We start from the raw sequence: 20070 nt of genomic DNA on the forward strand, positions 1-20070 counted from the left end.
CTCTTTTTTTAGAACCGAAACAAATTAAAAAAGCCAATGAATCATCATTGACTTTAACGAGTAGTTTTTTTCTTTTTCAAATACTTTAAACCGAAGTAAAGAGCAATAAAAAGAACAGCTCCTATAATTATGTAATGTGTGTAATCAGATGCATACTCTTTAATATGTCTCCAATTTCCACCAAGCTTTTCACCTAAGTAAATAAATAGTATTGACCATGGAATAATCGCAACTACTGTATACAGTGTAAATAGTCTTAATGGCATCTTAGCTAATCCCGCTGGAATAGAAATTGCATGACGTACAACTGGGATAAAACGTGCCGAAAATATTACTCCCGCTCCGTAACGCTTAAACCAATTTTCTGCTATGTCTAAATGATGTTTATTAATAAGCAGATACTTCCCGTATTTCTCGACAACCGGACGCCCTCCGTAGTATCCAAGCCAATATAAAAAGATTTGTGCTAAAGTACCACCGATTGTTCCAGCGATAACTGCACCGACGAAGCTAATTTTTCCATTTGCTACTAAAAAGCCTGCATATGAAAGAACAATTTCACTCGGGATAATTTCAATCATTAAACCTAGTGCTACTCCAAAGTATCCTAGACTTGCAAAGAATTGTAATAACTGATCTATTATGTTTGCTAACATTTTCTTTTCTATCTCCTTTTTTCTTCACATATCATCCCATTATCACATAAAGGTTGCAATCTGCCAATATCTTCATTAAAACAATATGTATAGCAACACTAATCTATTAGTTTTTCTTTCTGTGGATCTTTCATGTAGGCAAACATTTCTTTAATTTGCTCTTCAGTATTTCTAGCAATTGATAAATCTGGCAATTCATCCTCACCAAAAAACTCTATTTCTTCCGTTTCAATACTAGTTTTCTTTTCTCCACCTACAATCTCACATCCAATGAAAATCTTATATACATGTGTTGCTGAAGGTGATGGTTGATGTTTTTCTTTATCGAATATAGCTAATAACTTAAAATGAGCTACTTTATATCCTGTCTCTTCGAAAACCTCTTTCGCTGCGACTTCTGTTGGAGTATGACCAATATCGGCCCATCCACCTGGCAATGCCCATTTTCCATCACTTTTTTCTTTCACAAATAATAGTTTTTCATTTTGAAAAATTACTGCTCGTATATCCACTTTTGGTGTTTGATAGCCTGTCTCACTTGCAAATAACTTTTCCACTACTTCCCAATCTGTTTTTGTGTAATGTGACATCATAGAAATTGAAATATCTCTTAATTGTTGGAAACGCTCTATATCATATACATCCTTGGAATACGTTAACCCTGCCTGGGCTATAGATTGTATTTGCTTTACCCAATCAATCCATTTAATCGTCATCTCTACACAACCCCATTCTCTATTATATTCATACTATTTCACTTTTTATCGATACTTTTTTATTATACAAAAAAAGAGATTGATAATGTTTCAATCTCTTCAAAATTAATCCAATTCATGCAAGTGGTCTTGTATATACTTCCTTCTTTTATTTATATATTCACAAATCATATCAGCCTCTTGGTCAAATGTTTCGATTTTTTCTTTCATATATGGATCTTGTATTAAATATGGACGAATCGATTCACACATTCCTTCTACTTTCGGCCTCATAAATGAAACTGTAAATTGTTCTTCTAATATTTCTTCTAAAATACTTCGATATTGCTTTCTAAATACAGGTATATCTAACAGCCTTGCACTTAACGTGTTATACCCTTGAATGCGAATATATTCATGATTAAGCGGTCTCCCTTGTACATCTCGCCCCCAAGTCGCATCATAATCCCACGGTATGACTTCAAATAAATTTGTTTCATCGTTATGATATAGCGCATAGTTATGAACGAAACCATCAAAGTTTTGCGTAAAAATAATTCCAGCTAACCATCGTAAATATTTATCTACATTTAGAAACTTCCCAATTTCTTTTTCATAATCTTCCCTCGACAAAGTATTCGCTTGAAATACAAATTCACTCAGTTGTTCTTCACTGTTTTTATTCGAATATTTAAATTCATACCCTGCAAAGAGCTCTGTCTTAACATCTTTATCTCTCTCACTCATTAAAGAAAAATTCGCATCATCATCTATTGCATAATAAATAGAACCACTTGGTAATCCTCTACTTTTCAAAAAGTTTTCATCAACCGATTCTAGCTGTAAATATACACCTTGAATTTGACCATTAATTTTTACAAATACATGTTGTGACTTCGGTGAAAGTACACCAATATCATGAAAAAAATCTAGAGATAATTTATTTCGTATAAGAGACGGATCCATAAACTCAGAGTTTAAATGAAACTCCTTCGCACCTTGAAATTTTTTCGGTTTATAAAACATAACATGATATGACTTTTTCTCAAACTCACGAATATGAGCACCACGGTAGACAATATCAATGTCATACTTCTTTTTTCCATAAGTTAATTTTGCTGGCACTGGACTCTCTGACCAAATGTCTTTTTTCAATTCCACTAAGTACATTGGATGAACAAAAAAATCATATGAAGGCAGCATGTTTTCTCATCCCTTCTCAGTTCTCTTCATTCAATGTATGCACCACGCCTTGTCCATACATCCGCTATCATCCATTTATATAAAATTACACTCTTGTCCTGTTCAGAAAGAAACCGTATCTCATATCATGTTAAGGAAAAAGAATACCTTTTCAATTTGATACACGATAAGGAGGATTTCTATGAAACGTGATATTAGAAAAGCTGTTGAAGAAATCAAAAGTGCAGGGATGGAGGATTTCTTACACCAAGATCCAAGTACTTTTGAGTGCGATGATGATAAATTCTCTCATCATAGATGTACAACAGGGTGTAAATGTACAACAGGGCGTAAATGTACAACAGGGAATAGATGTACAACAGGGAATAGATGTACAACAGGGAATAGATGTACAACAGGGAATAAATGTCCAAGAACAAGATGTACTCGCGTAAAACATTGTACTTTCGTTACAAAATGTACTCATGTAAAAAAATGGACATTTGTTACAAAATGTACTCGTGTACGCGTTCAAAAATGGACATTCGTTACGAAGGTTACTCGTAGAAAAGAATGCGTTATAGTTACAAAACGTACTCGCGTGAAAAAATGTACTTTCGTTACAAAATGCGTTCGCTTTGAAAAGAAATGTTTCTGGACAAAACGATGTTTCTGTAAAAAATGTGTATTTTTCCCTCATAGCCATCATGGTTCTTGTGATGATTCGTGGGATCATGGTAAAGACTGTCACGATGACGGGCACAAATGGAATGATTGCAAAGATTGCAGACATAAGTCCTCTTCTTGCAAAAACAAGAAATTCGATCACTTCTGGTATAAAAAACGTAATTGCTAGTTTTTTATGTCCACAAAAAAAGGCCGTTTTGCGGCCTTTTTTACTTTTCCTGAAAATGACTTATATCTGCAAATTGTTTTACTTCACCACAATCGTCATCAAACTCAATTACACTAAGACTAGCGCTGTGCATGAATGGATCATCCCATACATTTGCAATTTCAATACCCGCAAAATGTCCTACAAGTAATTTCGCCGCTGCCGCATGGGAAACAATTAATATATTTTCTCCTTTATGCTTTTCTAATAGAAGCTGTATCCCTTTTATAACTCTTTTATAAACAGACCCAAAATTTTCTCCTGATGTTGACTGAAAAAGATGTGGCTCATTCCAAAATAAATGTACTTCTTCTGGATATTGCTTTTCTATATCCGCGATTGTTTGTCCTTCCCATATACCCATATTAATTTCATAGAAGTGCTCATCCGCTATAATGGGTATATTACGTTCACCTTTTATTAACTCCGCAGTATGAAGGGTCCTTTCACTCGGACTACTATAGATCGCATGAATCGATAAATCTTTCATTCGATCCCCTAATTGTTTCGCTTGTAACATACCATTTTCAGTTAAAGCTGAATTTTTCCGTCCTTGCATTCGTTTCGCCACATTCCATTCCGTTTCACCATGCCTTGTTACATATATAGTTGTTTTCATTTCTTATTCCCCCTCACCATTTTGGTCGTAATTCCCACGGTTCTACTCTCCCTACAATCCATTCCGCTCGTTTACTTTCAATCCCTTTTATAACCCCATCCGCTATTTCTTCATTGGTAAGCCATCTTCCGTATGCATCTTCTAAAATAAAGCCTAATATAATTCTGTGATAACTACATTGTGTACCACCTATTTTCAATGCGGTCATACGCGATGCTTTACTGCCCAAAATATGAAATAAACTATATGTTTCAGACGACAAATCTAGTTCTTTACAGATGTTTGATAGAGCATGCTTTGCACTTGAGTGTACCCATGCGACAACTAATGTTATTGGGCCATTTTTCTCAATTGTACTTTTAATAGCTAACTTTACATGGTCATCATTATGATAATTTAACGAAAGGCATGTAATATTTTCTGGTGCAGAACTCATTCGCTTAACACTTTCTAATTTCACTTCATCTCGTCCAATAATAGAAACATGAAACCCTTGATCACAAAGCCACATAGACACTTTCTTTAACATCCCTGTTCCACCAATTACAAGTGCATGCAAATGTTCTATCCCTCCTTAGTAAAATGTCATATGAGGTTTCTCATCCTTATAATAATTTAGGCGGTCTTGTAGCGTCCCTGAATGAAACTCAAACTTGTGACCATCAGGATCAACAAAATATATAGACTCACAATCTCTTACATCACGTTCTCTTCCTTGTAAAATATGAACATCATGTTCTTCTAACCGCTGTAGTAAGCCTTCAAAGTCTTCTTGTTCAACAGAAAATGCAATATGTGTATAAGATCGGTGAATTTCATTTCTCGGAATATGTGCCTCTTCATTAAGTGCTATCCATATCCCGCATATATTAAAATATGCAAGTTTTCTCCCTTTGGCCAATAATTTTCCTTCTAGTACTTTTTCGTAAAACATAATAGATTTTTTTAAATCGGAAACTGAAAAGCAAAGATGATTGATTCCCTTTAACAACTATGGCTCCCCCTTATACAAATAAAAGATGAGCGAAAATTCACTCATCTTTTATTATACTATTTTTTTGTAATATATGCCCATTTATAACTGAAGTCTCCACCAAACGTATGATTAACAATACCTTTTACATACGGCTTCTCTAAATACGCTGTACTTTGCTGATACGCAGGTGAGATTGCAGCGTCTTGACCAATTAAGATTTTTTCTGCTTCTGCAAGTGCTTTCCAGCGTGCTGCGTCATCTTTTAGTAGTTCTCCTTTTGATTTCGCTACTAAATCATCATACTTCGGATTAGAATAAGCCATTTCATTAAATGAGCTTCCAGTAACGAACATATCAATGTACGTCATTGGATCTGGATAATCTGGGCCCCATGCAGATAACGAGAATTCATATTGTAACTTCTTCTCTAAATCTAGTTTTTGTTTGTATGGTTGTTGCTTTAAATTCACCTTTATGCCCGGTAAATTTTTCTCTAACTCTTCTTTAATAAAGTCGCCTACTTTTTTACGGCTACCGTTATCATCATTTAGGAATTCCACTGTTATTGTATCTTGACCAAGTTCTTTCTTCGCTTCTTCCCATAATTTTTTTGCTTTCGCTACGTTATCTTTACTGTCACGGAAATTTTTATTTACAGAACGGAAGTCTTTTCCATCTGGTCCTGTCGTAAACTTTTCAGGTACTAAGAAATACGCTGGCAATGAGCCGTCATTTAAAATAACATCAGCAATTCCCTTTTTATCATATGCCAAATCAATTGCTTCACGAACTTTTTGGTTTTTAAATGTTGCATTTTGTTGATTAAAGCGTAAGAAATACATACGTGGATCTAGCTTCGTTTTAAATTCATCTGGCTTACTCTTTTTATATTTGTCAACAAATTCAGAACTTAGAATAACTCGATCTGCTTGATCACTATCGTATAGATTTACTCCTGTGCTCGTTTCCTTCACAATACTTACATTAATTTCTTCTAACTTTACAGTATCTTTATCCCAATAATTAGGGTTTTTCTTTAACTGATAACTTTGCTCATGTTTCCATTCACTCATTGTAAATGGTCCATTGTACAATAATTTATCTGCCTCTAATGCGTATTTATCCCCCTGTTCTTTCACATATTTTTCATTTAAAGGGAAAAATGTTGGGAATGAAGTAAGTTCAAGGAAATACGGTGCTGGTTGTTCTAATTCTACTACTAACGTTTTATCATCCTTTGCTTTAACCCCTAATTGATCTAACGGTAATTCTCCCTTATTTACTTTCTGTGCATTTTTCACATCGAATAAAATAAATGCATACTCAGCGGCTGTTGCTTTATCTAAAGCTCGCTGCCAAGCATATACAAAATCTTGCGCTCGAACTGGATCACCATTAGACCACTTTGCATCTCGTAATTCAAATGTATATGTCGTTTTATCCTCACTAATCTTCACATCTTTTGCCATACCTGGCGTTGGCTTATTATCCTTATCTAAACGATATAATCCTTCCATTGCATTTACAAAGGCACGGAATGATACAGAATCTGTTGATTTTGATGTATCCATTGAAGGAATTTCTGCTGTTTCTAGTAAGTTTAATACTTGCTTATCTGCTACTTCCTTACCTGCTTCTTTCTTCGTTGTAGATGCCTTCTCCCCACTTCCGCAACCTGCAACCAATACACTCGTCGATAATGCAACTGCAGCAATCGCTGTTACCTTTCTCTTCATTCTTCATTCCCCCAATCTATATGTATAAATGAAAGCCTGTATAATACATACATTATACAAAAGATTCAGATTATTTTAAATATTTATTTTTATAAACTAAAAAAGAAGGGGATAGAAATTGCTTCCATCCCCTTCTTTTTTAGTACATTTACTTGTAATCCATCCTCTAAATCAAACGGATTTTGAACCTTGAATATTTCTTCCATCATCTTCAAAAACTCTTCTTCATTTTTAGATTCACCATTAACCGTAAGGGAGTATGGTTCAATTTCACTCAATTTATAATCAACAATAAATTGAATTGTAACTTTTTGTCTTGGCATCCCTGGGCTGTATCCTTGAAATTCTACTAAATCCATACCTTCCGATCCGCGATAATATATCCACCCTGAATTTTGAAAATAGTTTTCAAACGATTCACCAATCGAAAAGAACGGATATTCATAAAGCGAGCTTGTACGTACTTTTTGTATAATATCTCGATCGGTCGGAAAAAAGAAATGACTGAAAAAAATACTAGCAACTGCTAAAATCGTAACAATTGTCGCTCCCATTCTACTTGTTCCGCCACTATCACGAATGAGATAATTTTCAACCGATACATCTTTAATTCCACGTGCTTTTATTCTATATATACGCCTTTCTGCAAATTGATAATATAATCCATTCGCAAAAATCCCCATCCCAAATAGGATAAAAACGAGTAATAAAAACGTGAGAGGCACCATATTAATGATTGGCAATGCTACGTTGAACCCCATATAATAAGAAAATGCATCACATGCTACTAATAACAGTATAAATAAAGTAGCAGGTAAATAATACTTACGATACCCTAGCCAACCTACATTGAAAATAGTAGCCCATCCATTCCAACTCCACCTAGCAATTCGCTTATTTTCAAGATCCCATTTTCTTTTGTAATATGGATATTGCCTCCCTACATATACTTCTAATTCTTTATCTATTAGCGAGCTTTCTTCACCTTGTTCATTGTGCAAGTTTCGTTGACAATTTGGACAATTCAACTGACTACTCACGCAAGGTTGCCCACAATTTATACATTCCAAAACAATCCCTCTTTCCTTCCACACTTCACTTCAAAATACCTTCGTGTTTTAACAACCACTCTTTCCTCCATAAACCACCCGCATACCCTACAAGCTTTCCACTCTTTCCTATTATGCGGTGACACGGAACAATAATTGAAATGGGATTACGACTATTTGCTCCTCCTATCGCTCGTACAGCTTTCGTATTTCCAACCTTCTCCGCAATATCTAGATATGAAGCACTTACGCCGTACGGAATAGTATAGAGCGCATCCCATACATTCTTTTGAAATGCTGTTCCCTCAGCAGACAGCGGAATTGTAAACTCTTTTCTTTTTCCTTTAAAATATTCATCTAACTCATTTATACATTGATCTATCATTTCATTTGTATTTTCTTCTTTTCGTTCATCAACAAATATAACAGACGTAATCCCTTCTTCGTTCGCTGTAATTTCCAGCAAGCCTAATTCACTTCCATAATAAGCCTGGTACATATGTCATCCTCCCATTCATTTCATATTAGCCATTGTAACACGAATAGACAAAATTTTTCGTATAGGCGTTTTATTAGTAAAGCAAAAAAGTGAATGATAAAATATAAGAAAATTCAATCAAGTCCGTTTAACAAGCAGTAATAGGGGGGCATATTAAACATGACTAATATGTACCCCCCCTTTATTTTTTATGACTTTTTACAATTTAGGTCTTGATAACATACATTTTCCGCGTTTTGTTGGTAGGACACGAATTAAGATTGAGCTATGGTAATAATAATTCCCCCTAAGATACCACGATTTTCAGCATGTCGATGAGCTTCAACAATTTGCTCCATTGGATAGTAGGAAGAAACTCGTCATAATTCCTCCTTATATTAAATCCTGAAGAAATAATCCCAACAATATATTCGAATAATTATATTGGAATTTCTTGCTCTACACATCTATACGTATTTTGTGTATTATATAGCGGAAGAGTAAGGTAAGAGTTACTCTTTGCCATTTTAGGAAAGGTTCTGTTGGAGACAACAGGACCTTTTTTCGTAAAAGGATTATTTTGTTCAGATTCTGGAAAAGTGTTAATATTCTTCATAAAGGAGATATACTGATGAAAAATCTATAAAAAAAAGTTTCTTTAATTGCTTTCATAGTAATAGTCCTTTTAATAATTTTATATTTTTGCGGTGTGTCACTTTTCTGGAACCAACTCTAAATTACATAAAAAAATAAGCCTCCTTGAATAAAACTCAATATTCCGTCAATAATGCAGACAACCCATTAAGTTACTTTCTCCTTGTTCCCCCTTGGAGAACCAAGCAGTTAGCTTTTGCTAGCTGCTCTTTTGTTTGAGATTAAAGCAGCGTTTTTGTTCAAAATGATGCCCTATCCATTTGGACGCATTTACCAGTATTTTCACCAAAAAATTCATGATATCGTTAATTAGTCGAGTACGTCATTACTTGACGATTACCCTTAGGAGCCCCGCAGACAATCGGGGTTTCTTTTATTTAAATAAGGATTTTGTTCAAATTTATTTATCTTTGCTTCTATACGTCAACTTGTCATAACATGAGTCACAGTAATAATCGCCAGATTCTTTTGTTATTCCCTTTTCTTAATCCAATGCCATGATTTCCGCTAACGATCTATCCGATATATAAGTATCGATAATATGGAAGAAGATTTAGAAATATTGAGTAAGAGTATACAATTTGGAGAAGTGTTTCTTAAAAATTCAGAAAAAAGACTGATTTAGAACTAAAAGACAAAATCATTATAGCTCTTTATAGAAAGTTACTCGAACAGGCCGATGCAAGTTATGTGTTAGCAGATCACAATTTGGAAGGTCCGTTAACAGTAATGAAAAGAACTATTTTTGAAACTTATTTATCATTAAGATACATATTACAAAAAGAAGAAGCGATAACCTTAAGAGCGTATAGTTATTACGTTGGTTTTTTAAAAGATGCAAAAATTGATGGGGAAGAATGGCTTTCGCAAAGAAAAATAGATATTTCAGATTTGAGTATAGAACATGACATTAATGGTATTACAGAAATACTAAATAACCCACTATTAAAAAACACTATAAAAGAATAGGAAGATACAAAAACGAATTCCGAAAGAAAATTCAGAAGAAAATACAATCCTAAATGGTACTCTTTGTACAACGGTCCAACAAGCATTAAAGCATTGTCTAACAAACTGATGCAAAACGAATCACTTGTTTACAAAATGTACGGATCATTCTCTCAAGAAGCGCATGGTTATAAAGCTTTAGATGCGTCTAATAAGATGGAGTTAATCGATAAACCTCTTGTACTTAAATCAATAAGAAGTGAAATAGACCCTAGTAATATAAGGGTTTGTTGTTCTTTTCTCACCGGAGCGATGTTTGAAGTTGTATGTTATTTACTACCAGATCGAGTGGACGACTGTGTAGAATTTGCAAACACAATTGGAATGAAAGTAGAAATTAATAAGTAGTAAAATATAAATTCGAATCATATTTCTCAATGAACAAAATAACTTAACATGGTAAAATAATATTTGGATGGGAGTCCAATACATATTATTAAAATTAAGATGGATCAAGTCGGAGGAAGGCACCTTAGGGTGTCTTTTTTCACGGTAAGGCATTACTCCTCTTTTCTTTTCAATTTAAACTTAAAACCAAGTGTAGCCTTGAAATAAAGTTTGATTAAATTAACTTAATAAGCCTTGATAAAAGAGCAAATAAAAAAAGCGCAATTCGAAAACAGATTGTTCAAAACACGCTTTTTCTATATTCAATTAAATCATCCTTTTATAAAAAAATTTGATAATTTTTGTGACCATTCCTCCATTAAAGCGCCCAATTGTTGAAGATCAATTAATTCATGTTTTTAAAACTTCCCCCTATTAAATTTCAATAAGTATAGGAACAATCATTGGCTTTTTCTTAGTATGTGTATATACATATTGTCGTATTGATTTTTTTATTTGTTTTTTCATTACATTCCATTGGTTTCTATTTGCTTCTTGTAGCTCGTTAACAGTTTTTATAGTAAGTCGATTAACGTCTCTTCGGAGTTCCGAGAAATCTCTATCCACAAATCCACGAGAAATGGTATCGGGTTCAGAAATCAGTTTTCCTTCCGATTTGCTCATAGTTAAAACAATCATGAGCATCCCATCCTCTGAAAGTTGTTTGCGGTCTCGTAACACAATTTCCCCAATATTATCGACATCCCCACCGTCTACGTAAGTATTCCCCACCGGTATTTTCCGGGTCTGACGGGCAATAGTATGTTCAATATCGACGACATCGCCATTATTGATGATAAAAGTGTTTCCTTTCTCTACTCCAACGGATTCACCTAACAAACGGTGATGGTGTAGCATTCTAAATTCACCGTGAATGGGAATAAAATATTTTGGTTTCATTAATGTAAGCATTAGTTTTAAATCTTCTTGATAACCATGGCCAGAAACATGCATTCCGGATGTACTTCCTGATCCATAAATCACTTTGGCTCCAAGTGCAAATAAGTTGTCTACGATACTTGTGATATTTCGTTCATTCCCGGGTATTGGACCTGCTGCAAAGATAACCGTATCTTCAGGTAAAATGTCGACACCGCGAAAGTTTCCAGTGGACAGGCGAGCAAGAGCAGCCAATGGTTCTCCTTGACTCCCCGTGCATAAAATGGCCACCCTTTCAGGAGCCATTTCATTGATTTCATGTGGGGCAATTAACATTCCATCTGGAACTGTTAAATAACCACGTTCCATAGCAACCGCTACGACATTAACCATACTTCGTCCAAGCAACGCAAGTTTTCGATTTGTTTTTTGCACTGCATTCACGACTTGCTGAACGCGACTAATATTTGAAGCAAAGGTAGAAACAATAACTTTGCGTTCGGCTTTCATGAAAACTGCTTCCACATGTTCACCTACCATTTGTTCCGATGGGGTCAAACCAGGACGCTCTGCATTGGTACTCTCAGACAATAGAAGCAAGACCCCGTCTTTGCCGATTTCAGCCATTTTATGAATATCCGAATTCTCATTATTCGCAGGGGTTAAATCAAACTTGAAGTCCCCCGTATGTACAATATTACCCTCTGGTGTGTGAAAGACTATTCCCAAGCAATCAGGAATACTATGGGTCACTTTAAAAAAACTTACACTTATTTCTCCTATTGTCAAGTTTGAGTTTGAGTTGATTTCAATAAGTTCACTTTCTCCTAGAAGTTTATGTTCTTTTAATTTGATTTCAATTAATCCTAGTGTGAAGCGTGTGGCATAAACGGGTACATTCAATTTTTTTAAAAAGAACGGGATCCCCCCGATATGATCTTCATGTCCATGTGTGACAATTAAAGCCCTGACTTTATCTTTATTTTCTACTAAGTAAGCTATATCAGGGATAATCAAATCAATTCCTAATAAACTTTCATCTGGAAACTTATTGCCACAGTCGATAATCACGATATCGTTTGAATATTCGATTGCATACATATTTTTCCCGATTTCATTCAAGCCGCCTAAGGCAAAGAGAGAAACTGCATTTTCTATTGTACTCAAATTTATATCCTCCCATTTTTAATATAATCTTAGTATGCCCTTTGGGTTTCCTTTTATCAGTGGGTTGAATGCTCGATCTTCCTATAAAAAAGGAAACTCTAGACTTGTTTTTTCTGAAAAATAATGACTACAACATTGATGTCTTAGTTTCCCACATCGTTATCGAGGTCTTTCCTCCCAGTGAGGTAGCTTCTTGGGCATGGGTCCGATATTGTACCGGGCTCATGCCTTTTAGTTTTGCCTTTGCTGTTTTGTATTTTATATTGTGAATCCATTGACAGTTACTTTTGCGTCTATAGTAAATCCTAATCCTGCAGCTACAGATGCCTACAACATTATTATCCTGCCAATATGGAGAATCATAGAAACATAGGTTATCCACTTTAGACACGACACGTTTTCCTACATTTAAATTGTTTCGTTCCAATCGAATGCAAAATGAACGAATACGTTTCTCCCTGTCTCACCAGATTTCTTGGATTTAAAGCCATTTTCCCTTTTAGGGTGATATAGTCCTTAAAATCTTGAATTATGGTTGGAATTTCATTCTGTTTGACACATATCCCCAGGCTATCTGGACATGATAAAATTGGTGTTCTCTTTCAGTAGATTAATTTTGAACAATAAGAAGTTCTCTTATTTACAAATTTATAAAATAAAGAAGCACTCAAAATGAGTGCTTCTTTGGTTTATACTCGTACTTGTTGTACTTGTAAAACTTTTAAAGTAAGATCTAGTACAATTTTTTCACGAAGAGTATCAAATGGCTCGTTTAATTCTGTTGGACAAGGGGAAAAGTCTAATTCGAAAAATTGAGCGCTGACTAATTCGCAATACGGTTGCTCGTTATAAAAAACTCTATTTTCGAAGAAGTATTTGTCTAAACGTGGTAAATCACCATTTTTAGGATTAATAAAGTGAGACGTAGTGTCTGAGGAAGCAGCTACTAAAGCTTGTGATAGAAAATCACCAGCTGTTAAATCAGCAAAACCAGAAAATGGAACATTTGCAATGCGGTCATATAGCACTCCATTACACTCATCATTTGCATATTCAATATTTTTACGAATATATCCTTGTACAAATAATTTCGCTCTTGTAACTCGACGGTAAGGTGTACCTTCTACTGGAGTGAATGCTACAGGAACTAACTTACATTGTGTTAAAAATGCATTTTTTAAGATACGTTTAATTTCAACTGCTGGAGGATCTAATGAAATATCAGATTCTACAACAATTTGAATTGTTCTTTCTGCTAATACAACTGGTACCTTTACAATCGGTGCTCCTGGAGTAGTAATTGGTGTTGCAGCTGCATCACTTAATGGTGTTTGAGTTTGTCCGTCTACCTGACAAGGTACATTAATTGGACATTGTTCGCTCATATTATCTAATCTCCTTTTTGAAATTACTTTAGATTTTTAAAACTATTCAATGTCAATATATTCGTTTTTTTCATTTATGTATGAGCATGTATACTAGTTTTTGAAATTTATTAATCGAGGTTTATTAATGTACTACAGACAATAATCTATAATTATCAGTATTTTATTAATAGGAGATGTTTTTATAAGGTATATTCACTTTATATATTTTTTACTAATAAGATTTATAGAAAGAAAGACCTGAGTTTTTTATTTTGTAGTTTTTAAATATTTTTATATATAGTTTTTTCAATGTGTACTTTTCTATATAATTTTGAGAGTAATAGGTTGATTTAGATAAAGTCAATATTTTAGGTGATTTGAATGTAAAATAATGTTTGGATGGAAGTCCAATACATATTATTAAATTTAAGATGGTTCAAGTTAGAGGAAGGCACCTTAGGGTGTCTTTTCTTTAATAAGGTGGCATCTTTTTACATGGATAACACTTTTAAGAGATTGAATTTATTTAGGTGTAAAAAATTTGTGAAGTATTGTACTTAAAGTAAAGAAGGCAGTTTTAAAAGAAAGGACATAACATATTTATTGACTTAATGAATGTATTAATAAAAGTGGTAATAAAGAGTTTGAATGTAGCGATAAATGGGTGATAAAAAATAGGTGTATCAAGCAAAGTGTTGATACACCTTAAAACTACATTGTTAAACAACATGTGTTGTCGTGTAGTATATCTTATATATCTTTAATTATTTTAGATTCAGTATTACATATTCTTCTCGGTTTTATTTATTCTATCGTTGTAATTTCATTTGAATTATAAGTATAGATACCTGATTCTTCTCGCAGCGCAGTTATATACATCCCTTTCGCAACATCTTTAGCTGAAATGGGTTTATACTTTTTGAAAGCCCCTTTAAATATAAAAGGAATAATACGAGATAACTTTTCAGCCATTCGTTCACCGAAACGAAATTCTTGTCGATTGCCTACTAATAAAGATGGCCTAAAAATGTGAATACCACCGATCACTAACTTTTGCAATTCCTCTTCCATTTTCCCTTTTACTTGTGAATAAAAGAAAAACGATTTAGGATTTGCTCCCATTGAAGACACAACAAGGAAATTTTGCACCCCTTGTTTTTCAGCTAGACAAGCTGCTCGTAACGTATATTCATAATCTACTTTTTTAAAATTCGCCTTTGTTTTTGCTTTTTTTATTGTTGTTCCTAGACAACTAAAAACATCATCTACAGCAAAAAACTCTTTATATTCCTCTAATACAGAATAATCTACTTGCTTCTGCTGTAACTTCTCATGTTGCCATTGCATTGGTTCTCTTACAAAAATAGTAACCGAATCGTAGTAATCTGATTCAAGTAATAGACGCGTTATCTCTTGCCCAACTAAACCACTTGCACCAAGTACTAACGCTGTTCGTGTATTCATATATGCATATACCTCTTAGTTTCCTTTTATCTCCTTCAGCAAAATACAACTTTTAGGAGTTTCCTTCTTTTTATATTACCATAAGTAAAGCACTATGCGTATGCATAGTGCTTTACTTACTCTTTTTTCTTTTCTTTTTCTTCCATTGGCAATTTTGTTATTGTTGATGCATCCCCTAAATTACTTATTAACCTTCTTAAAAAAATGAGAACAAAAGATAATGGCAATACTACCGCTAATATCAATAAGATGGCTTCCATTACGTAACCCAAATACTCATCCCCCTCTTCTCCCTCCTTTCAAATATATGAAAGCAGCGTTGTCACATATGCATGCATTCATAAAAATAATACATCTATATTTGACAACTTTAGAACAAAATCAAATCGTAATGATTATTATTTATTGCAACTTTATTAAAGATGTATTATACTAAGTTCGCAAACTAAAACGTAATTATTCCGTTTTGTATTAAAATGATATTTTTCTTCTATAATTGGGGAAATATATCCGTAAAAAAAGAAAAGAGGAGAACTTCATGCCTAAAAGATTGACTATATTTTCATTCTTACTTATTTTCACTTTAATTTTTGCTGGTTGCTCAAATAAAAAAGAAGATACTGCCAAGAAGGATGGAAAGCTAACTGTTTATACAACTATTTTCCCACTTGCTGATTTCGCAAAAAAAATTGGTGGCGACTATGTAACAGTTGAAGCAATTTACCCACCCGGTGCAGATTCACATACATTTGAACCAAGTCAAAAACAAACAGTACAAGTTGCAAAAGCCGATTTATTTGTTTATAACGGCGCAGAATTAGAACCATTTGCCGAAAAAATGGAAAAATCATTAAAAAAAGAAAACGTAAAAATTGTAAATGCATCTAAAGGTATTGAACTGCGTGCTTCATCTGAAGAAGAGCAGCACGATCATGGAGACGGTCATAAAGAAGATGAACATCATCACGATAAAGATCCACACGTTTGGATAGATCCTACTCTTGCGATGAAACAAGCAGAAAAAATTAAAAATGCACTTGTAGAATTACAACCGGAACATAAAAAAGAGTTCGAAAAAAACTTTGCAGCACTACAAACAAAATTTACTGATTTAGATGATCAATTTAAAGCTGTCGTTGCAAATGCAAAAACGAAAGAAATATTAGTTTCACATGCAGCTTATGGCTACTGGGAACAACGATACGGTTTAAAACAAATCCCAATCGCTGGAATTTCAGCATCTGATGAACCATCTCAAAAACAGCTTGCTGACATTACAAAAACAGTAAAAGAACATAACTTAAAATATATTTTATTTGAAACATTCTCTACTCCAAAAGTAGCATCAGTTATTCAAAAAGAGACCGGTACAACAGTTTTACGCTTAAATCATCTTGCTACTATTTCTGAAGACGATGCGAAAAATAATAAAGATTACTTCACTTTAATGGAAGAAAACGTAAATACATTAAAAGAAGCGACAAACTAACCAATTATATTTTCTAGTCGGCTAAATATGTCATTTAGCCGACTTTTTATGTTCTTCTGCTTGACTAGACTGAATTAACAAGTAAAATTATCCATATTAGCTTTTAAGCTATATTAATTTAGAAGGTGAGTTGGAATTATGACTCTTCACATTTGTGAAGTAACAGCAAAAAATTGGCGTTCAGTAGCTGCTTTAAACGTCGCAAAAGACCAGCAGCAATTTATTGAAAGTAATGCGTTTTCTTTAGCAGAATCATTATTTGAAGGAAATGGAACGTCAGTAGGTTTATTTGATGGAGAAACACTTGTAGGGTATGCAATGTATGGATGGTATTCGGAAAAACATAAAAGTATTTGGCTAGATCGCTTTATGATTGACCAACAATATCAAGGAAAAAGATACGCAAAACGTTTCCTTCGCTTACTCATTCAATTCTTACAAGAAAAATTTGAATGTAAAATAATTTATTTAAGTTTACATCCAGACAACAAACTCGCAATGGGACTATATGAGTCATTCGGCTTCCGTTTAAACGGGGATATTGATGACGAAGGTCCAGTTGTAGGTGTTGTAATGGAATTACTAATAGATGAAAATACAAGCCTGTGAAAACAGGCTTTTTATTATCCTTCGTTTTTTTGCAATCTAGCATTTTTCTACAAAGTACTTAGTTAAGCCCAAAAAATAAGTCTGCAATATACGCAGACTTATTTCACACACTCCTCAAAATGTTCTTGGAACCATTCTTTATTAATATCTTTACCGATGAAAACGACTTCACTTACTCGCTCTTCGCCTTCTTGCCACTCTCTATCGTACGAAGCAGCAAACAGTGTATGTACACCTTGGAAAACGATGCGTTTATCTACTCCATCAATCGATAAAATTCCTTTGTAACGATATAAATATTCACCTAGCTCTTGAACGACAGCTGACATCCACTCATTCAGTTTTTGTAAATCTAACGGACGCTCTTCACGTAATACAAATGATTTTACACCTTCCAGATGATTATGTTCTTTATGAGGGTAAATTTGTAACGTATCTTTCGTTTTAAACGTTTGAATTTGTAGTAACGATGGAATATCCACCTCACAGTTAGTCGCCTCGATTAACTTTGCAGTTGGGTTAATTCCTTGAAGTTCCTGCAGAAGATTGTCTTTTTCACTCTCTTCAATTAAATCTAATTTATTCATTAATACAACATCAGCAAATGCAATTTGTTCCTTTGCTTCTAGACCTTTTTCAAAATGTTTATGTATATGATAACTATCTACTACTGTTACAACACCGTTAATTTGGTATGCAGATTGAATAACAGGATCTAAAAAGAATGTTTGAATAATCGGACCTGGATTTGCAAGACCTGTCGTTTCAATTACTAAGCCATCAAAGTCCATTTTCCCTTCTGCTTTTACGTCCAGTAATTGTTTTAACGCAACAAGTAAATCTTCACGTACAGTACAGCATAAACAGCCGTTTGTCATCTCCATAATTTCTTCTTCAACATTCATAATCAACTGATTATCAATACCAATTTGCCCTATTTCATTTACAATCACCGCTAATTTCTGGCCGTGATTCTCTGATAAAATACGATTTAATAATGTCGTTTTCCCTGATCCAAGAAAACCAGTTAATATTGTTACTGGAATCATTTCGTCCTCTCCTTCTAGCTATATGTTTTTACATTATAGCATATAGAGAAAATCGTTTTTGTAGCAAAACATATTTATTGTTTGTACGCACCTCAAACTATATAATAATACGTAGTAAGAAAGCCTTTTCAAAATAATAATCATTCATCAAGGGGGTACTTATAATGGAACGAGTTCACATGGCCGAAACTCTAGAATTTTCTCGTATTATTCAAGGTTTTTGGCGTTTAGCAGAATGGAATATGACGAAACAAGAATTACTTTCTTTTATTGAAGAATGTATGGATATGGGGATTACTACTTTCGATCACGCTGACATTTATGGCGGATATACGTGTGAAGGAATATTTGGAGAAGCGTTACAACTAAAGCCTTCCTTACGCGAAAACATGCAAATTATCACAAAATGTGGAATCGCTCCCCCATCACCAAAATTTCCAGAGCGATATGTTGCGCACTACAATACAAGTACTGAACATATTATAAAAAGCGCGGAGGATTCATTGCAAAACTTACATACAGATTATATTGATGTATTGCTCATTCATCGCCCTGATCCATTTATGGATCCGAATGAAGTGGCAGAAGCGTTCTCACGCTTAAAACAAGAAGGAAAGGTTCGTCACTTCGGTGTATCTAACTTTTTACCTTCACAATTTAATATGTTGAGTTCATATTTAGATTTCCCGCTTATTACAAATCAAATTGAAGTATCTGCGATGCAGCTTGAGCACTTTGAAAAAGGGACAATTGATTTATGCCAAGAAAAACGAATCAATCCAATGATTTGGTCACCTCTTGCTGGTGGAGAAAACTTTACTGGTCAATCAGAACGCACCGTACGTGTACGTGAAACTCTACAAAAAGTTGCAACTGAGCTAGGTGTTAATAGCATCGATACTGTTATGTACGCATGGTTACTCGCTCATCCAGCTAATATGATGCCAATCGTTGGCTCTGGCAAATTGGATCGAGTAAAAACGGCTGCGATGGCAACAAAAGTTAATTTAGATCGCCAACAATGGTTTACAATTTTCGAAAGCTCTAACGGTCATCCCGTACCATAATATAAAAAAGAAGAGCTGTTTTTTTACAGCTCTTCTTTTTCATATGTATTTCTCGTCATTGCAAACACACACATATCCCTTAATCCGTTGCTATCTACCGTAACACTGGCACTTTCTAAAATACCCTCTAATTTAAAGCCTAATTTCTCTGGTATCGCTCTACTCTTCTTATTTAGAGAATCACAACGAATTTCTACGCGGTTTGCTTTTAGTTCAGAAAAAGCGTAATCTGTTATACCTTTCGCAGCCTCTACCATATAGCCCTTTCCACTAAACCTTGAATCAATCCAATACCCGATTTCAAATTGAGGTATATCCCAGTTAATACGATGTAATCCGCTAGATGCAATAAATTCACCTGTTTCTTTCGAAAAAACTAACAATCTCAAATCCTCACGCTGCAAAAATTGAATATGTGATTTTCTAATACTCTCTTCTATTTCTTCCGCTGTTTGCTCTTTTTGTGCAAAAACCATCCAAGGTTTTAATTCTTGCATTGAAGCTTGAATTGCATCATATACCACTTTACCGTCACCTGGTTTCGGCATTCGAATAAATAGCCTTTCAGTATAAAATTCAGAAGGAAAATCAAATAATAACGGATTCACTGTCAACACTCCCTATAATTCTTTTGTATATATAAT

Annotated in this window: 21 protein-coding genes and 1 pseudogene; 6 read left to right on the top strand and 16 right to left on the bottom strand. The window is 34.1% G+C overall.

The annotated features are described in order from the left end of the window. Window positions 1–53 precede the first annotated feature (53 nt). The 3 genes from COC96_RS02740 to cotH form a co-directional block, all read right to left on the bottom strand. Window positions 54–656 (bottom strand): DedA family protein, encoded by a 603-nt coding sequence (locus COC96_RS02740; RefSeq protein ID WP_000880694.1) that lies wholly within the window; start codon window positions 654–656, stop codon window positions 54–56. A gap of 98 nt (window positions 657–754) precedes the next feature. Next, entirely contained in the window at window positions 755–1372 is a 618-nt protein-coding gene (locus COC96_RS02745) for an NUDIX hydrolase N-terminal domain-containing protein (RefSeq protein WP_098768247.1), read from the bottom strand. Between the two features lie 105 nt (window positions 1373–1477). Then, window positions 1478–2554: a spore coat protein CotH gene (gene cotH, locus COC96_RS02750; RefSeq protein WP_098768248.1), complete on the bottom strand. Its 1077-nt coding sequence runs from the start codon at window positions 2552–2554 to the stop codon at window positions 1478–1480. 181 nt (window positions 2555–2735) lie between these two features. Here cotH and COC96_RS02755 point away from each other — a divergent pair, with 181 nt between their 5' ends. Next, window positions 2736–3389 carry a CotG/ExsB N-terminal domain-containing protein gene (locus COC96_RS02755; RefSeq protein WP_098768249.1) on the top strand — a complete coding sequence of 218 codons (654 nt, stop codon included), beginning with the start codon at window positions 2736–2738 and terminating at the stop codon, window positions 3387–3389. Window positions 3390–3429: 40 nt separating this feature from the next. Here the strand turns inward: COC96_RS02755 and COC96_RS02760 are convergent, their stop codons facing one another. The 6 genes from COC96_RS02760 to COC96_RS02785 form a co-directional block, all read right to left on the bottom strand. Further along, entirely contained in the window at window positions 3430–4047 is a 618-nt protein-coding gene (locus COC96_RS02760; protein ID WP_098768250.1) for a phosphoserine phosphatase 1, read from the bottom strand. Between the two features lie 13 nt (window positions 4048–4060). Next, window positions 4061–4606 carry a short-chain dehydrogenase gene (locus tag COC96_RS02765; protein ID WP_098768251.1) on the bottom strand — a complete coding sequence of 182 codons (546 nt, stop codon included), beginning with the start codon at window positions 4604–4606 and terminating at the stop codon, window positions 4061–4063. 15 nt (window positions 4607–4621) lie between these two features. Then, a complete protein-coding gene (fosB, locus tag COC96_RS02770) occupies window positions 4622–5038 on the bottom strand; it encodes a FosBx1 family fosfomycin resistance bacillithiol transferase (protein WP_097905877.1) in 417 nt (138 codons plus the stop codon). 59 nt (window positions 5039–5097) lie between these two features. Continuing rightward, the gene (locus tag COC96_RS02775; protein WP_098768252.1) at window positions 5098–6759 is read right to left on the bottom strand and encodes a peptide ABC transporter substrate-binding protein; all 1662 of its coding nucleotides are present in this window, start codon (window positions 6757–6759) and stop codon (window positions 5098–5100) included. Window positions 6760–6848: 89 nt separating this feature from the next. Next, a complete protein-coding gene (locus COC96_RS02780; protein ID WP_098768253.1) occupies window positions 6849–7829 on the bottom strand; it encodes a DUF2628 domain-containing protein in 981 nt (326 codons plus the stop codon). 25 nt (window positions 7830–7854) lie between these two features. Beyond that, window positions 7855–8307, bottom strand: coding sequence for a methylated-DNA--[protein]-cysteine S-methyltransferase (locus tag COC96_RS02785; protein ID WP_098267663.1), 453 nt, complete (start codon window positions 8305–8307; stop codon window positions 7855–7857). A 1278-nt stretch (window positions 8308–9585) separates the two neighbouring features. On the opposite strand from COC96_RS02785, the gene COC96_RS02790 reads away from it, so the two are divergent. Both COC96_RS02790 and COC96_RS27460 read left to right on the top strand, forming a co-directional pair. Next, window positions 9586–9909 (top strand): DUF5677 domain-containing protein, encoded by a 324-nt coding sequence (locus tag COC96_RS02790; RefSeq protein WP_257201443.1) that lies wholly within the window; start codon window positions 9586–9588, stop codon window positions 9907–9909. A gap of 63 nt (window positions 9910–9972) precedes the next feature. Next, window positions 9973–10296: a hypothetical protein gene (locus tag COC96_RS27460; protein ID WP_098768255.1), complete on the top strand. Its 324-nt coding sequence runs from the start codon at window positions 9973–9975 to the stop codon at window positions 10294–10296. A gap of 414 nt (window positions 10297–10710) precedes the next feature. On the opposite strand, the gene COC96_RS02800 is transcribed toward COC96_RS27460, so the two are convergent. The 5 genes and pseudogenes from COC96_RS02800 to COC96_RS27465 all read right to left on the bottom strand — a co-directional run bounded on the left by COC96_RS02800 (window position 10711) and on the right by COC96_RS27465 (window position 15484). After that, window positions 10711–12381, bottom strand: a complete 1671-nt coding sequence (locus COC96_RS02800; protein ID WP_098768256.1) for a ribonuclease J — start codon at window positions 12379–12381, stop codon at window positions 10711–10713. Window positions 12382–12524: 143 nt separating this feature from the next. Continuing rightward, window positions 12525–12787, bottom strand: a pseudogene (locus COC96_RS27860) (hypothetical protein); the annotation flags it as partial. 283 nt (window positions 12788–13070) lie between these two features. After that, window positions 13071–13766, bottom strand: a complete 696-nt coding sequence (locus COC96_RS02815) for a CsxC family protein (protein ID WP_098564493.1) — start codon at window positions 13764–13766, stop codon at window positions 13071–13073. Between the two features lie 786 nt (window positions 13767–14552). Beyond that, the gene (locus COC96_RS02820; RefSeq protein ID WP_098768258.1) at window positions 14553–15212 is read right to left on the bottom strand and encodes an oxidoreductase; all 660 of its coding nucleotides are present in this window, start codon (window positions 15210–15212) and stop codon (window positions 14553–14555) included. A 116-nt stretch (window positions 15213–15328) separates the two neighbouring features. Then, window positions 15329–15484 carry a hypothetical protein gene (locus COC96_RS27465; RefSeq protein ID WP_176538782.1) on the bottom strand — a complete coding sequence of 52 codons (156 nt, stop codon included), beginning with the start codon at window positions 15482–15484 and terminating at the stop codon, window positions 15329–15331. Between the two features lie 266 nt (window positions 15485–15750). On the opposite strand from COC96_RS27465, the gene COC96_RS02830 reads away from it, so the two are divergent. Continuing rightward, on the top strand, window positions 15751–16701 hold the full coding sequence (locus COC96_RS02830; protein ID WP_098768259.1) for a metal ABC transporter substrate-binding protein: 951 nt from the start codon (window positions 15751–15753) through the stop codon (window positions 16699–16701). A gap of 138 nt (window positions 16702–16839) precedes the next feature. Beyond that, window positions 16840–17310 carry a GNAT family N-acetyltransferase gene (locus COC96_RS02835; protein WP_098267670.1) on the top strand — a complete coding sequence of 157 codons (471 nt, stop codon included), beginning with the start codon at window positions 16840–16842 and terminating at the stop codon, window positions 17308–17310. Between the two features lie 98 nt (window positions 17311–17408). Here the strand turns inward: COC96_RS02835 and COC96_RS02840 are convergent, their stop codons facing one another. Beyond that, window positions 17409–18359 carry a CobW family GTP-binding protein gene (locus COC96_RS02840; RefSeq protein WP_098267671.1) on the bottom strand — a complete coding sequence of 317 codons (951 nt, stop codon included), beginning with the start codon at window positions 18357–18359 and terminating at the stop codon, window positions 17409–17411. A gap of 164 nt (window positions 18360–18523) precedes the next feature. Here COC96_RS02840 and COC96_RS02845 point away from each other — a divergent pair, with 164 nt between their 5' ends. After that, window positions 18524–19426 carry an aldo/keto reductase gene (locus tag COC96_RS02845; RefSeq protein ID WP_098768260.1) on the top strand — a complete coding sequence of 301 codons (903 nt, stop codon included), beginning with the start codon at window positions 18524–18526 and terminating at the stop codon, window positions 19424–19426. 23 nt (window positions 19427–19449) lie between these two features. Here the strand turns inward: COC96_RS02845 and COC96_RS02850 are convergent, their stop codons facing one another. After that, window positions 19450–20034, bottom strand: a complete 585-nt coding sequence (locus tag COC96_RS02850) for a GNAT family N-acetyltransferase (protein WP_098267673.1) — start codon at window positions 20032–20034, stop codon at window positions 19450–19452. Window positions 20035–20070 lie beyond the last annotated feature (36 nt).

The organism is Bacillus cereus, from assembly GCF_002577405.1.
GTDB classification, from domain to species: domain Bacteria; phylum Bacillota; class Bacilli; order Bacillales; family Bacillaceae_G; genus Bacillus_A; species Bacillus_A cereus_AU.